General features: G+C 48.9%; 13 protein-coding genes and 1 pseudogene. 4 read left to right on the top strand and 10 right to left on the bottom strand.

All coding sequences use genetic code 11. From position 1 onward, the window contains the following. Positions 1–5 precede the first annotated feature (5 nt). Complete coding sequence (locus K300_RS16900; RefSeq protein WP_022851694.1) at positions 6–170, bottom strand: hypothetical protein; 165 nt, start codon at positions 168–170, stop codon at positions 6–8. Between the two features lie 134 nt (positions 171–304). Here K300_RS16900 and K300_RS15440 point away from each other — a divergent pair, with 134 nt between their 5' ends. Beyond that, entirely contained in the window at positions 305–979 is a 675-nt protein-coding gene (locus K300_RS15440; RefSeq protein WP_022851693.1) for a tetratricopeptide repeat protein, read from the top strand. Here K300_RS15440 and K300_RS16605 read toward each other — a convergent pair. The 3 genes and pseudogenes from K300_RS16605 to dnaA form a co-directional block, all read right to left on the bottom strand. Continuing rightward, positions 976–1155 (bottom strand): annotated as a pseudogene (locus K300_RS16605) (Rdx family protein); the annotation flags it as partial. The gene K300_RS15440 and the pseudogene K300_RS16605 sit on opposite strands and share 4 nt — an antisense overlap. A 53-nt stretch (positions 1156–1208) precedes the next feature. Continuing rightward, complete coding sequence (locus K300_RS0110820; RefSeq protein ID WP_022851691.1) at positions 1209–1559, bottom strand: ArsR/SmtB family transcription factor; 351 nt, start codon at positions 1557–1559, stop codon at positions 1209–1211. Between the two features lie 55 nt (positions 1560–1614). Beyond that, entirely contained in the window at positions 1615–2955 is a 1341-nt protein-coding gene (gene dnaA, locus K300_RS0110815; RefSeq protein ID WP_022851690.1) for a chromosomal replication initiator protein DnaA, read from the bottom strand. Between the two features lie 228 nt (positions 2956–3183). On the opposite strand from dnaA, the gene K300_RS15435 reads away from it, so the two are divergent. Together K300_RS15435 and K300_RS0110805 are read left to right on the top strand one after the other, a co-directional pair. Next, positions 3184–3882 carry a substrate-binding periplasmic protein gene (locus K300_RS15435; protein WP_022851689.1) on the top strand — a complete coding sequence of 233 codons (699 nt, stop codon included), beginning with the start codon at positions 3184–3186 and terminating at the stop codon, positions 3880–3882. A gap of 6 nt (positions 3883–3888) precedes the next feature. Next, complete coding sequence (locus K300_RS0110805) at positions 3889–6018, top strand: sensor histidine kinase (protein WP_026836420.1); 2130 nt, start codon at positions 3889–3891, stop codon at positions 6016–6018. Positions 6019–6147: 129 nt separating this feature from the next. Here K300_RS0110805 and K300_RS0110800 read toward each other — a convergent pair whose 3' ends face one another. The 4 genes from K300_RS0110800 to aroF all read right to left on the bottom strand — a co-directional run bounded on the left by K300_RS0110800 (position 6148) and on the right by aroF (position 11478). Next, positions 6148–7455, bottom strand: a complete 1308-nt coding sequence (locus K300_RS0110800; protein WP_022851688.1) for a pyridoxal phosphate-dependent aminotransferase — start codon at positions 7453–7455, stop codon at positions 6148–6150. Between the two features lie 88 nt (positions 7456–7543). Further along, positions 7544–8869: a ribosome biogenesis GTPase Der gene (der, locus tag K300_RS0110795; RefSeq protein ID WP_022851687.1), complete on the bottom strand. Its 1326-nt coding sequence runs from the start codon at positions 8867–8869 to the stop codon at positions 7544–7546. After that, positions 8866–10314 (bottom strand): glutamate--tRNA ligase, encoded by a 1449-nt coding sequence (gene gltX, locus K300_RS0110790; RefSeq protein WP_022851686.1) that lies wholly within the window; start codon positions 10312–10314, stop codon positions 8866–8868. The genes der and gltX overlap by 4 nt, the downstream gene beginning before the upstream one ends. A gap of 147 nt (positions 10315–10461) precedes the next feature. Next, the gene (gene aroF, locus K300_RS0110785) at positions 10462–11478 is read right to left on the bottom strand and encodes a 3-deoxy-7-phosphoheptulonate synthase (protein ID WP_022851685.1); all 1017 of its coding nucleotides are present in this window, start codon (positions 11476–11478) and stop codon (positions 10462–10464) included. Between the two features lie 294 nt (positions 11479–11772). On the opposite strand from aroF, the gene K300_RS0110780 reads away from it, so the two are divergent. Further along, positions 11773–12480: a DUF547 domain-containing protein gene (locus tag K300_RS0110780; protein WP_022851684.1), complete on the top strand. Its 708-nt coding sequence runs from the start codon at positions 11773–11775 to the stop codon at positions 12478–12480. Here the strand turns inward: K300_RS0110780 and K300_RS0110775 are convergent. Both K300_RS0110775 and hisE read right to left on the bottom strand, forming a co-directional pair. Continuing rightward, positions 12477–13178, bottom strand: a complete 702-nt coding sequence (locus tag K300_RS0110775; RefSeq protein ID WP_022851683.1) for a Rossmann-like domain-containing protein — start codon at positions 13176–13178, stop codon at positions 12477–12479. The two genes, K300_RS0110780 and K300_RS0110775, sit on opposite strands and share 4 nt — an antisense overlap. Then, the gene (gene hisE, locus K300_RS0110770; RefSeq protein ID WP_022851682.1) at positions 13175–13477 is read right to left on the bottom strand and encodes a phosphoribosyl-ATP diphosphatase; all 303 of its coding nucleotides are present in this window, start codon (positions 13475–13477) and stop codon (positions 13175–13177) included. Before hisE ends, K300_RS0110775 begins: the two co-directional genes overlap by 4 nt. Position 13478 lies beyond the last annotated feature (1 nt).

The following is a 13478-nucleotide window of genomic DNA, read 5'->3' as shown; positions in this document are numbered from 1 at the left end:
TCCTCCTAGTAAGATTTCCCTTCTTCAAGAATTTCTGAAATGATCATTCCTCCGCCGCATTCCGGGCATCTTCCGGGCTGTTCCTTCGGGAGGTAGATAATTTGAGTGTAGTCACAATTAACACATTTGATCTCTACGGCCTGAATCTTCTGATCGTCCTTCTCTGACATATCAACTCTCCTAGCCAATTAAAAAACTGTGCACCCGAGGCACAGAGAAAGGTATGATAGTATATCAAATGTCATAAAAAATAAAGATTTTTTGTACCGTAACACACTGCGGTGTTATATAACACCAGAGGATTATGAACATAAAGAAAAAGCTCAGCCGGCTCTTCGGCAAAGGACCAAATCTAGAGAAAGGGGCAGATGCCCTGGCTGCGGAGAATTTCAGTCTCGCTTACCGTATATTTGTGGAGCTGGCCGAAAGGGGTTCCGCAGAGGCACTCATGGCCATAGGCATGATGCACGAAAACGGTATGGGTTTGCCTAAATCCCCGGTCAAGGCACTTAAGATGTACCTTATGGCCTCAAAACTTAACCTGCCCGAGGCGCAGTACAGGGCGGGGGAGATACTCATGCGTGGAAGAGGGGTGGACAAACGCCCCATGCACGGGCTTAAGTGGCTCTTATCTGCGGCGGAGAAGGGGCATACCGAGTCCATGTACAGGGTAGGCATGCTCTACCTTCATGGAAAATACGTCGAAAGAGATGACGAAAGAGCTTTTGAGCTAATTCTTAAATCGGCGGAGAAGGGTTACGCTCCCGCACAGAACAGAATGGGGCTTATGTATGCCTCCGGCAGAGGAATACTTAAGGACTACAACGAGGCGGTTAAATGGTACAGGGCAGCAGCTTCCCAGGCCTACCCAGAGGCGTTCTACAACCTTGGCTGTATGTATGAGGGTGGACTTGGCGTGGAGCAGAATAACAAAGAGGCTGTGCGGTGGTTTCAGCTTGCAAAGAAGGCTTACGGCTAAGGGAGGGATTTAATTCTGCGTATTATTTCAATATCTTCGGGAAATCGCCCCGTTTTGCTTTTGGCGTATATCTCTTCACCGTCAGCTGTGATGTCGAAAACACCGTTCTTCCCCATCACAAGCTCCGGCTTAGTGCCCGTCTCTTCCTCTATCCTCTCCGCCAGACCGGCGGCTCTAGCATAGTAGTTTCAGACAGCGCAGTAGGTTATCTTAACAGTCATAGCTCCCCCTAACCGCTTATCTCTTCGATCCCTGCCTTTATAACGGAATCGAGATCGTTGCCGCCGAGGCTGTAGTAAACATTCTTACCGGCCTTTCTGTACTTAACCAGCCTTGATGCACGCAGAAGCCTGAGCTGATGAGAAACCGCGGACTGCGTCATATCAAGAAGCTCGGAGATATCGCTAACACAAAGCTCAGAAAGGGTAAGCGCATAGAGGATCTTCATCCTCGTGGGGTCGCCCATGAGCTTATATATCTCAGATAGCCTCTCAAGATCGTCATTCTCCGCCATCTTCTCTTTAAGATAGCTAAGGTCGCTGCTGTCCGGTTCGTTAAGTTGAACAAACTCCTCTGCCATATCGAACCTCCGTCTCTGAACTAATGTGTCAAAATAATCCAACGCAAATTTGTTTCTATGAATAAAGCGTCTTCTCTATAGATTCTACTATAGACTGTATCTCTTTGTCATCCCGAACCTTCTTTTCGATGGTCTGAACGGCGTGGAGCACGGTGGAGTGGTCGCGGCCGCCGAAGAGATCTCCCACCTCCTGCAATGACATAGAGAGTTTATCCCTTAGCAGATACATCGATAATTGCCTTGGTACAGAAACACTTCTCGTTCTCTTTTTAGACTTGAGATCGGCGAGCTTAACATTGAAATATTCGGTGACAGCCTTGATGATATCGTCCTGGGTTACCATCCTGTCTTTCTTTACCAGAAAGCGATCCAGCGATTTTCTAGCAAGGTCGATACTGAGGGGTTCGTTGTGGAATGAGGCGTATGCGCTCAAGCGGACGAGAGCTCCGATTAATTCTCGAATATTTTCGGTTTTTATATTTTCTGCGATGAAAAGTGCCACCTCTTCGGGTAGTCTAAGGTTCATCATATCCGCTCTTTTCATCATAATCGCTGTTTTTTCCTCGGCGGTGGGTGTTTGAATATCAGCGATGAGTCCCCACGCAAACCGGCTTATAAGCCTCTCCTCCATCTCGGGGATCTCTCCAGGTGTCTTGTCACTGGTGAGGATAATCTGCTTGTGCATGTCGTAGAGGGTGTTAAAGGTATGGAAAAACTCTTCGGTACTGCGCTGTTTCCCCGCCAGAAACTGGACATCATCGAAGAGCAGCATGTCGATATTCCTGTATTTATTACGGAATTCGTCCATTTTTTTGGAGCGCAGTGAGTTGATCATCTCGTTTGTAAAGGTTTCGCTGGTGATGTAGAGAACCTTCATCTTAGGAAAACGTTCAAGGATACGGTTTCCGGCGGCCTGCATCAGGTGAGTTTTGCCAAGCCCTACTCCTCCATAGATAAAGAGCGGGTTATACATCTGGAAATGCCCCTCGGATACTGCAAGGCAGGCGGCGTGGCTAAACTGGTTTGAGCTTCCGGCTACGAAGTTTTCGAAGGTATTCTCACGGTTAAGCCCGGTATTATTGGAATAATAGGGCTGCTCTGTGACTCCGTTCGGCTGAACTTCCTCCACGGCTGCGGGGGTCCTTTTCTTCCCCTCCGCCACAACGATGCGCACGTCGGCATCGATGGAAAGGCCTTCATTGAAAATCTTGCGCATGGTGTCCATATACTTCTCTTCAACCCACCCCTTATAGAAACGGTTAGGGGCTTGAAGAGTGATAAGATCACCACGAACCTCCACGATCTTCAGCGGCTTTATCCAGGTGGAAACCACCTCATCTGAACAGTGTTTTTTTGCTTCCTTGAGAACTTCTTCCCAAATCTTGGCGTCTTCCATTTTATCCACAACCTTTTGAATGAAGGATCAGAATACTATCAAAATAGCCTGTTGTTGTATACAGCTTTTTCCTGAGGGGTAAAAAGTAGATCAAATGTTGATTTATTGTACCTTTTTTTACATTCATGGATAAAATATCCGGTTTTTTTAATCATATCTTTTTGTTAGGTAATTATTGGGGTATACTACATAAATAGAGTGATATTTCCACTAATTAAGGAGTATCCCATGCGTATTCTGATCACAGCTATGATCATGTTATTCGGCACTTTTGCCGCCCATGCTGAAACCTACGTCCTTAACAGTGCGGACAGCCCCCCATACTCCAACGAAGAGGGAACGGGATACTACGATGTTCTTCTCAAGAACGCCTTCGGCAAGCTTGGACACAGTATTAAGATCCAAAAACTCCCCTCCGCACGCTCCTTAGAGAACGCCAACAACGGGATAGACGATGGTGAGTATGCGAGGATAAAGGATCTGAGCTCAAAGTATGATAACCTGATAATCGTTGACCACCCTCTGGCGCATTTCAACTTTGTCGCTTTCAGCAACAAGTATATCGATATCAAAGACTGGAACAGCCTTAAGGATTACCATGTGGCCTATATCAACGGCTGGAAAATCTACGATGCGCACGTTAAAGCAAAGTCAGTAACAAAGGTTCGTGATCATGCGGCACTCTTCAATATACTTAACAAAAGGCGAGCCGAGGTTGTCCTATATGAGGAACACAGGGGGAATCTTTACCTTAAAGAGAACAGCTTCGGTGGAATCTCCCAGGTCGGCGAGCCCCTTGATACAAGGGAGATGTTTCTTTATCTGAATAAGAAGCACGCCCCCTTGGCTGTTAAACTCAAGAATACACTTGAATTAATGGAGGATTCGGGCGAAATTGAGGCTATAAAGAAAAGAAGACTACCCTAGGTTTTGATGAAAAAACACAAAAGCACATTGGTTTACCGCCTGTTCATATGGACTTTTTTATTTTTCCTCTTCATTACAGCTCTTTTCACCGCAGTCGAACTGTATCGTGAACGTGAAAGTGAGCGCAGCAGGCTAAACCGATACGTCAACCACTTCTTCGAAGCGCAGATAAACTCCATAGCAGAAGGGCTTTGGGTCTTTGATAGAGAGATTCTGGAGGCTCAGGCTAAGGCAGCCGTATTCGATAAAAATATCAACTTCATATATATAGAAGACAACTCCGGCGTTATTAAGATCGAGGAAGGCGAGAGAATGCCCTCCCCGGAGATTAGTATAACCAGAGAGATCATAAGAGAAAGGGGTAGCGAACAATATCTGCTAGGAAAGATAACCCTGCAGGCGACACTCGAACCCATCGGCATGGTTATAAAGGAGAACCTCCCCTATATCCTTTTCTCCACAGGGATCAAGGTTCTCCTTGTTGCCAGTATGATTACTATACTGTTCTACCTGTTCATAGTACGGCACATCATTAAGGCTTCCAACTATGCCGATCAGGTGAGCATTGATGATGTAAACAGTATAAGACCGCTCAGCCTAAACAAACACTCCGCCGACGACGAGCTTGATATACTAGCATCTTCAATAAACAAGCTTATCGACAACACAAAGAAGGAGCTCATGAGCAGGCTGGCAGCCGAGAAAAGGCTGCAGGCTGAAAAGATGCGCCTGCTGAGCACACAGGCAACACTCGAAAAGGCAAACAGGATCGGCAATACCGGTCACTGGGAATATAAACCCGATGAGGGCAAGGTCTGGCGTTCCCCCCAGATGCTTAATCTGCTCACCCTGGACACAGAGGAAACAACCGAAACAATGGATGATCTCTACCACCGTATCATCCCTGAAGATGCCTACATTGTTGAGGATTTCATGAATAGCCTCGAAAAGTTGGACACCTTCGAATTCGAGTACAGGATCAAAACCCCCTACGGCAACATCAAGCATATCCTAGAAAAGGGAGAAGTCGTTAAGGATAAGGACGGCCATATCCTCTCCGTTCTGGGCCTCGCCAGAGACATCACCGAGATACGTGAGGCCGAGAAAGAGAAGGAGGGATATACCAAAAAGATACAAGGGCTTTACAACGAGCTTGAAACAATCCTCAACACGGTTGTGGACGGGGTTATCAAGGTTGACGATACCGGACACATCGTATACGTAAACAACTCCGCAGCAACTATGCTTGAATACGAGCAGGAGGAAATGATAGGCAGAAACCATCACGCCCTTGTTCATCATACAAAGTCCGATGGAACTCCCTACCCTGAAAACGAATGCTGTGTATCGAAGGCATATCTTTCCGGGGAACAATGCCGTACTCAAGAGGATATCTTCTGGAGGAAAAGCGGCAGAAGTATAACAGTAGACAGCTCCAGCACACCGATAAAAAGGGATGATACAATAATCGGAGCCGTTATCAGTTTCCGGGATATCACAGAACAGACAGCGAACAGGAGAGAACTCCAGAAGTCACTCAAGGACAAGGAGACACTCCTCAAGGAGATACACCACAGGGTTAAAAACAACCTGCAGATCGTTTCAAGCCTCCTCAGTCTCCAGTCCCTCAGCATAAATGAGGAGGATGCCGTATACCTCAGAGCAAGTCAGGACCGTATAATGACCATGGCGCTCATCCACAAGATGCTCTATGAATCCGACGATCTGGGGCATGTGGAGATGTCCGAGTACGTTACGAGTCTGTTCAACTACCTGAAAGAAACGTATCACACCACTGGCGTTCAGCTCAGGGGGAGGATGGAAAGAGTCTTCCTCAGCATCGACAAGGCGATACCCTGCGGTCTCATCGTAAATGAGCTTCTCACAAACACGCTCAAATATGCCTTCACTGAAAAAGAGATGGACAAGATAGTTCATGTAAGCATCTTCAGGGAGGATAACGACGTTGTTCTTCGTATCAAGGATAACGGAAAAGGGCTTCCTAGGGATTTCAATATCGATGAATGTGAAAGCCTCGGCTTGCAGCTTGTGCAGAACCTCACAGAACAGCTCTACGGCAGGCTTAAGATCCTTAAGGGGCAGGGAGCGGGATTCGAGATCAGGTTCGAGGAGTAAAGGGACATCCAAATCCCCGCATCTAAAACCCCATAGAGTTCAATAACTTCAAATAAAAAAGACCGCCCTTTCGGACAGCCTTATAATTTATATTTTGATTAACTCTTCTGTTCTCAATCACCCTCAACGCTATTTTCTACTCGATTCCACATACTCAACGATCTTATCCGCAAGCACCTTAACCATATGCTCAAACCTGTCCGCATCCTTTTCAAGGAGGGTCATACGGAAACCGGGCTTGTTTGTGAAGAATGAGGTAAGGGGAACTGTGCAGATACCCGTTGCGCCGAGGAGATAGTAAACGAAACGCTTGTCCGGCTCTATCCTCCCTTCGGTGATCCCCTCCACATAGTCACGAACCTCGGGCTGTTCGATATGCAGAGACTGATGACCGTTCAGTACAGCCTCATTGAAGACAACGGACATATAGAAAGCACCGTTGGTACGGTTTACCACAACGTAGGGAACATCCTTGAGGATGTTATATGCGATGTTACTGAGCTTCTCATAATGCTTAAGCTTACTTTTGAGGTAAGGCTTATACTCCTCATGCGCCATGATTCTGGGTATTGACATCTGGGGGAGTGTTGTGGAACAGACCTCGGCCATCTTCTGGGTCAATATTGCATCGATGTAGCGTTTAAAGGTCTCGTCCTTATCCTGATTGTATACCTCAATCCAGCCGCATCTAGCACCGGGCCATGGGTATTCCTTGCTTATCCCCTTCATGCTTATCCCCGGCACATCGCCGATAACATCGCAAAGCTGGGCGGTCTCTTTTCCGTTATAGGTCATGTTGTTGTATATCTCATCGAAAATGAGCATGAGGTCATACTCCTTTGCGATGCGAACTATCTCACGCAGGCTCTCCTCGGAGTGGACATAGCCTGTGGGGTTATCCGGATTGATTACGAGAATACCCACGATGGAGTTATAGCTTCTAACCTTGCTCTCAAGCTCGTTGAGATCGGGAGCCCAGCCGTTGTAAGGATTCATCTGGTAGGTGTTCGGCGGGAAGGAGGCGTGCAGAACCTCAGCAAGCAGATGTGTGGAATAGGTCGGTTCGGGCATGATGATACGAGCATCAACCCGTATGGAGCTGTAGGACCTTGCAATGGCGTCACCAAGACCGTTGAAGAATATTATATCCTCCTTATCGATCTGTGCGCCACCCCTGCTGTTAACCTGTTCGGCGAGGAATTCCCTCGTTTCCACAACACCTTTTGTGGGGGAGTATGCATAGGCATCATTATCCATTACGATCTTCGCTATCTCTTCACGCATCCATAAAGGAAGCTCTTCACCCTTAACAACGGGATCCCCGATATTCTCGAAGTAAACATCCACGCCCGCTTCCATGAGCTTGTTTGCAACTCCGACAATATTTCTGATTTCATAGGTAAGCCCGTTTCCGCTTTTAGCAAGATCGTATCTCATAGCACCCTCTTAAACACCGTTTTAAAGTAAATTCACGGTTTATATAACAGATTAATAAAGATTTCAAGCCCGCAGAGGGGCAAAAAACCTAATCTTCCTTCTTATCCCCTCTTTTTCTCAGGTAAAGCCTTATGGGGATTCCCTTAAAGCCGTAGCGCTCCTTTATGAGGTTTATGATAAACCTCTGGTAGGAAAAGTGTACCGCCTCGGGGTAGTTCACAAATATAACGAACTGAGGGGGTGCGGAGGCAACCTGTGTCATATAGAAAAACTTGAGCCTTCGGTTCCTGATAACCGGCGGCTGATGCCTCTCCTGCGCCTCCTGGAGGAGTTCGTTAAGCTCCGACGTCTTGATCCGCTTCGTGTAGTCCGCATAGAGCCCCTGCACAGCCTCGAAGATCTTAAAAGAGTTCTTCCCGGAAACGGCCGAAGCGTATATCACAGGGGAATCGCTGAGGAACTGGAGCTTGAAGTCGAGATCACTACGGATCTTCTTCGCAGCCTCATCCCTGTTCTGTACCGCATCCCACTTATTAAGCACGAGAACAACGGGCCTGCCCGCCTCCCATGCATCGGCGATAACCTTCACATCACGCTCGGTTATACCCTCAACTGCATCCATTATGCATACAGCAATGTCCGAACGCTCAACGGCATCCTCCCAGCGGAAGTAGCCGTATTTCTCGATCTTATCCTTGAACATTACGGATTTGCGTCGGATTCCGGCGGTATCTATGAGGACATAGCGCCCACCTTCGTAATCGAACACGGTATCTATGGCATCCCGGGTTGTTCCGGGTATGTTTGTTACAATAACACGCTCCTCACCGAGCCAGCAGTTCACCATGCTCGATTTACCCACGTTCGGCCTTCCGGTTACGAGAATCTTGATGCGGTCCTTGTAGTCCGGTTCAACGCCGTCATCCTCGGGGAGGTACTCGATTATTACATCGAGAAGCTGGTCGATATTCCGGCCGTGGGTGGCGCTGATGTTATATACATGTTCAACACCGAGGGAGAAGAACTCATATGCGGCGTTTTCAAGGCTGTCGCTGTCCACCTTGTTCGCCACGACGAAGAAGTTTTTCCCCTCCTCGCGTAGCATGTCGCATACGATCTCATCGAGGGGGTGAAGGCCGTCACGGGCATCCACCATCAGTATGAGAAGGTCCGCCTCTTCAAGGGAGTTGCGGAACTGTCTCTGCATCTCCTTCTTGACGATCTCCTCTTTCAGGTCGAAACCGGCTGTGTCCACAAGGCGGAAGTGTCTGCCCATCCACTCAACGGTGAATTCTATCCGGTCTCTGGTTACTCCGGGCATGTCGTCTACAATGGCTATGCGCCTTCCGGCGAGCCTGTTAAAAAGGGTGGACTTGCCCACATTGGGGCGTCCGATGATTCCAATAGTTTTCATTTAGTTATCATTTCCAGTGTTTTATCTATTCTTCGAACAAGCTCCTCCACGGGGAGAAGTGTTGCAAGTTTATCAAGCTCAGGCCCCTTGCTGGAACCGGAGAGCCCCACACGTATCGCCATGAATAGTGCCTTGCCCTTAGCGCCGGTCTCCTTCTGGATGGCCTTGGGGATCGGCTTGAACATATCCACAGGTATGTATTCACCCAACTCAAGCGACTTTGTTTTGAATGCCTCAAGAACCGCCGGGGTTGTTTCAAGCTCGAGGATCTCCTTCGCCGCTTCGTCCGGTTCCTGAAATTCGAAATATACCTTCAGCTGATCTGCGGCTTCGCTGAGGATATCGAACTTGTCGTGTATGGAGTAGACCATCCTCTCATAGCGTTCGGGATTCTTCTCCGCAAAACCTTCGGGGAGGACATCCTGCACGAAGGGCTTCACTATCTCCGCCAGCTCCTCACTACTCTTGGAGCGGATATAGTTCCCGTTCATCCAGCGCAGCTTGTCAAAATCGAAAACCGCTGCCGAGGTGGAGACACGGTTCAGGGTAAAGACCTTTATCAGCTCCTCTGCATCGAGCATCTCACGCTCCTCCTCATCGGACCAGCTGAGCAGGGCAAGGAAGTTGAATATGGCCTCGGGGAGGTAACCCTGTTTGCGGAACTGCTCCACGCTTGTGTTGCCATGACGCTTGCTCAGCTTCGATTTATCGGGGCCGAGGATCATCGGTATATGGGCAAATACGGGTCTTTTAAAGCCGAGGGCATCGAAGATGAGTGCCTGCTTGGGGGTATTGCTCAGGTGGTCATCACCCCTGATAACGTGGCTTATCTTCATGAGCGCATCGTCAATAACAACAACGAAGTTGTAAACGGGAACCCCTCCGGGGCGGACAATGATAAAGTCGCCGATGGGGTCGGTGCTGAATTCGATATCACCCTTAACGGCATCCGCCACGGGAACCTCATCCACATCCACACGGAATCGGACGGAGAACTCTCTGCCATCATTGAGGTTTTGATTTATCTCATCATCGCTGAGGTTTCTGCATTTTCCGTTATATTTATAGGCTCTGCCTTCGATGCGGGCCTTCTCGCGATCCTTCTCAAGCTCATCCTTCGAGCAGAAGCAGCGGTATGCCTGCCCCTTATCGATAAGCTTCTGTGCGTACTCGTTATAGAGCTCAAGCCGCTCGGTCTGGCGGTATGGGCCGTAATCCCCCCCTTTGCGGGGACCTTCGTCCCAGTCCATCATGAGCCAGCGCATATCCTCGTAGATAAGCTCCTCACTCTCAAGGCTGGAACGCTCAATGTCGGTATCCTCCACACGCAGGATGAACGCTCCACCCTGATTCCGTGCAAAAAGATAGTTAAAAAGCGCTGTTCTTGCGTTCCCGACATGCAGATGCCCTGTGGGGCTTGGTGCGAATCTGACTCTAACGGACATGCAATCCTCCATTGTAAATATATCTGGACGCAGTTCGACTGCGTACATTTTCAGTGAAGAAACAGATTATAGCTTTTTATGAAGAGATCAAGGGGAAGTTGATTAATAGGATAAAAAAGCCCCCTTTCGGGGGCCCTGGAATGATTATTACATGTAGCGGCCTATGGAGAGGGCAACCGCTTTGAGCTCGCCCATGAGCTTCACGAAGTGCTCGGGACTTATGGTCTGGGCGGCATCGCTCATAGCGTTATCCGGCTCGGGGTGCACCTCAACAATAACTCCGTCCGCACCCACGGCAACCGCCGCCCTTGAAAGGGCTGTCACATAAGGCCTGTGTCCACCGGAGTGGCTGGGGTCTATGATGATGGGGAGGTGGGACTTCTCCTTAACCACAGGCACACAGCTTATATCAAGGGTGTTCCTTGTGGCGGTTTCGAAGGTTCTTATACCCCTCTCGCAGAGGATAACGTTCTTGTTCCCCTCGCAGAGGATGTATTCAGCGGCCATAAGGAATTCTTCTATTGTAGTTGCCATTCCCCTCTTGAGCAGAACGGGTTTATCCGTCTGACCGAGGAGGCTGAGAAGGGCGAAGTTCTGGATATTTCTGGCGCCCACCTGAAACATATCGGTGTACTTATAAACAACGTCCACGTTTCTGGGGTTTACAACCTCGGTGCAGAAGGGCAGACCCGTTTCTTCTCTGGCTGTGGCAAGGTGTTTGAGTCCCTCTTCCTGCAAGCCCTGGAAGGAATACGGGCTGGTTCTGGGCTTGAATGCGCCCCCACGGAGCATCTTTGCACCCGCTGCCTTAACATGCTGGGCGGAGCGGACTATCTGCTCCTCACTCTCAACGGCGCAGGGACCTGCAATGGCGACAACCTCGTCACCGCCGAACTTAACACCCGCAACATCGACAATGGAGGTCTCCTGTTTGACCTCCTTACTGGCAAGTTTGTACGGCTTAGATATGGGGACAATGCGGTCAACACCCGGCATCTCTTCGATAACACCAACGTTTTCACGCTTACCGTTAACCCCCACAAGGCCGATTACGTTACGTTCTTTGCCGAAGATTACGTGGGGGGAGAAACCGAGCTCCTCAGCCTTTTCCACAACCTCTTCAAGTGCATCCTTTCCTGCGTCCATCCTCATTACTACGATCATCTTTTCCTCCGTTACCGGGGTACAGATTCATACAGTCCGCAGGCATAAAAAAAGGCCGCGGAGCTTATCGAAGCTGACCGCGGCCTTTGTTAATATACTTTTGGTATTTTAACTACACCTCAGACAGCCTCTCCCTAAAGAAGAAGTAAAAAAAGTAGCTGCTAAAAAAGTAGTTAAAATAGTTTTTCATTTCCATACGCACAATAAAGCACGCATGGTAATAAAGTGTCAAGCATTTAATTTAGCTTGATTAATTCCTGACATCAGGGTGTTATTAGTTATACGGGGGCGATGATGAGATATATTATTACAATTACGATATTTTTACTCTCAGTTACGGCATATGCCGATAACCTTACGATCTACACCGAGCTGCTGGACAGATACGTTAAAAACGGTCTGGTGGACTATGACGGCCTCAAGCGAAACGAGTCGCTACTCGATGATTACCTCGACAGTGTAAAAACCACCGTTCCGGATGATCTCCCCCGAAACGATCAGCTCGCCCTATACATAAATGCATACAACGCATGCACTATGAAGCTGATTCTGAAACACTATCCGGTCAAATCCATCAAGGATATCGGTGGGCTGTTCAAGTCGCCTTGGGATATCGAGTTCTGCCGTGTGGGATGCGCACCGATGACGCTGGATGAGATTGAGCATGAGATTATACGCCCGACCTTCAAGGACAACCGCATTCATTTCGCAGTGAACTGCGCCTCCATGGGGTGCCCTAAGCTTCTGGATGAGCCTTACCGCGGGGAAACTATCGACGTACAGCTGGACATGGTGACGAAACGTTTCCTGCGAAACGGTGAGAAAAACTATATCGAAGGGAGCAGGCTCTACGCAAGCAGGATATTCGACTGGTACGATGAGGATTTTCCAAACGGAACCCTAGCCTTCTTCCGGAGATACTACCCTGATATGCAGGGGCTTTCCATGGTTGATAAGGTAAAAAATGCCGATTACGACTGGTCACTTAACAAGGCGGACTAGAGCCAGACCTTTGCGACAGAATCGCCGAAGCGCCTTGTACCCTGTCCACGGCTCACAAGCTTCATAACCCTTTCACAGTCCACAACCTTTGTGCCACCCAGCAGGTAACCTCTGTCTGCAAGAACCTGCACAACGGGGGTTGACGGACCTATGATTATCTTCTGCGCATTATCGTTCATGTAGGGTTCATAGGTGTGCAGAGTCTTATTTATGAGCGTAACACCTGTGATTATAAAGGTATCGCAGTCTGGCATGTAATCGGGCGCATCCTCGGGGTTGAGCGTCCCCTCTCTGTCCTTTAACTCGAAGACATGCACTCTGCCCCCCTGCCTTTCGATCATAGCCTGAACGGGGCGCAGATGCCCCACCATGCCCACAGTTTTCCCGCTGAAATCCGTATCCTTTAGAGGGTCAATATCCCTGCCGCCGCTCACTGTGCTGTTTATAACGGCCATGCCCACGGCGGCATCAAGCAGGTTTTCGGACATATAAATGCGGGCCGCATCCGCCGCCGGCATACCCTCTATCTCGTCACTCAGGAGGGTACAGCTCTCAGGCTCAAAATCACGCAGAACATAACCCAGACCGCAACCTGCCTCCGTCCTCACGCAGACATAGTTCAGCCCCACTACGTAATCAAGAACGCTAAGCCCCTCCAGCTTTGGGAGGACCTCGTTCAGGATCCCTTCGTAGTTCATTTTCTGATGCCGGGCTTGCCGAAACGCTCCTCCAGAACACCAACAACATCCTCAAAGGGAACGCCTCTGTACTCCAGAGCAACGATCATGTGGTAAATTATATCCGCCGCCTCGCCGGCAACGGCTCCGTCGCTCTCTTTGATAAGCGAGCGGATGAACTCCGCATTCTCTTCTCCCAGCTTCTTAACCAGCTTATTCTCCCCCGCTTCGAGGAGCTTGCATGTATATGAATCATCCTTGGGATTGCTCTTTCTCTCACGCACTATCTCAACAAGTCTGCCGATAACATCTGTATTCATC

Source organism: Limisalsivibrio acetivorans, from assembly GCF_000421105.1.
GTDB classification, from domain to species: domain Bacteria; phylum Chrysiogenota; class Deferribacteres; order Deferribacterales; family Geovibrionaceae; genus Limisalsivibrio; species Limisalsivibrio acetivorans.
Note: the sequence above shows the minus strand (reverse complement) of the source record. Positions and strands in the feature narration are given on the sequence as shown.

Excerpts from the sequence above, each read along its gene's own strand:
- K300_RS16900 (WP_022851694.1), bottom strand. The coding sequence starts at position 170 with ATGTCAGAGAAGGACGATCAGAAGATTCAGGCCGTAGAGATCAAATGT.
- K300_RS15440 (WP_022851693.1), top strand. The coding sequence starts at position 305 with ATGAACATAAAGAAAAAGCTCAGCCGGCTCTTCGGCAAAGGACCAAAT.
- K300_RS0110820 (WP_022851691.1), bottom strand. The coding sequence starts at position 1,559 with ATGGCAGAGGAGTTTGTTCAACTTAACGAACCGGACAGCAGCGACCTT.
- dnaA (WP_022851690.1), bottom strand. The coding sequence starts at position 2,955 with ATGGAAGACGCCAAGATTTGGGAAGAAGTTCTCAAGGAAGCAAAAAAA.
- K300_RS15435 (WP_022851689.1), top strand. The coding sequence starts at position 3,184 with ATGCGTATTCTGATCACAGCTATGATCATGTTATTCGGCACTTTTGCC.
- K300_RS0110805 (WP_026836420.1), top strand. The coding sequence starts at position 3,889 with ATGAAAAAACACAAAAGCACATTGGTTTACCGCCTGTTCATATGGACT.
- K300_RS0110800 (WP_022851688.1), bottom strand. The coding sequence starts at position 7,455 with ATGAGATACGATCTTGCTAAAAGCGGAAACGGGCTTACCTATGAAATC.
- der (WP_022851687.1), bottom strand. The coding sequence starts at position 8,869 with ATGAAAACTATTGGAATCATCGGACGCCCCAATGTGGGCAAGTCCACC.
- gltX (WP_022851686.1), bottom strand. The coding sequence starts at position 10,314 with ATGTCCGTTAGAGTCAGATTCGCACCAAGCCCCACAGGGCATCTGCAT.
- aroF (WP_022851685.1), bottom strand. The coding sequence starts at position 11,478 with ATGATCGTAGTAATGAGGATGGACGCAGGAAAGGATGCACTTGAAGAG.
- K300_RS0110780 (WP_022851684.1), top strand. The coding sequence starts at position 11,773 with ATGAGATATATTATTACAATTACGATATTTTTACTCTCAGTTACGGCA.
- K300_RS0110775 (WP_022851683.1), bottom strand. The coding sequence starts at position 13,178 with ATGAACTACGAAGGGATCCTGAACGAGGTCCTCCCAAAGCTGGAGGGG.
- hisE (WP_022851682.1), bottom strand. The coding sequence starts at position 13,477 with ATGAATACAGATGTTATCGGCAGACTTGTTGAGATAGTGCGTGAGAGA.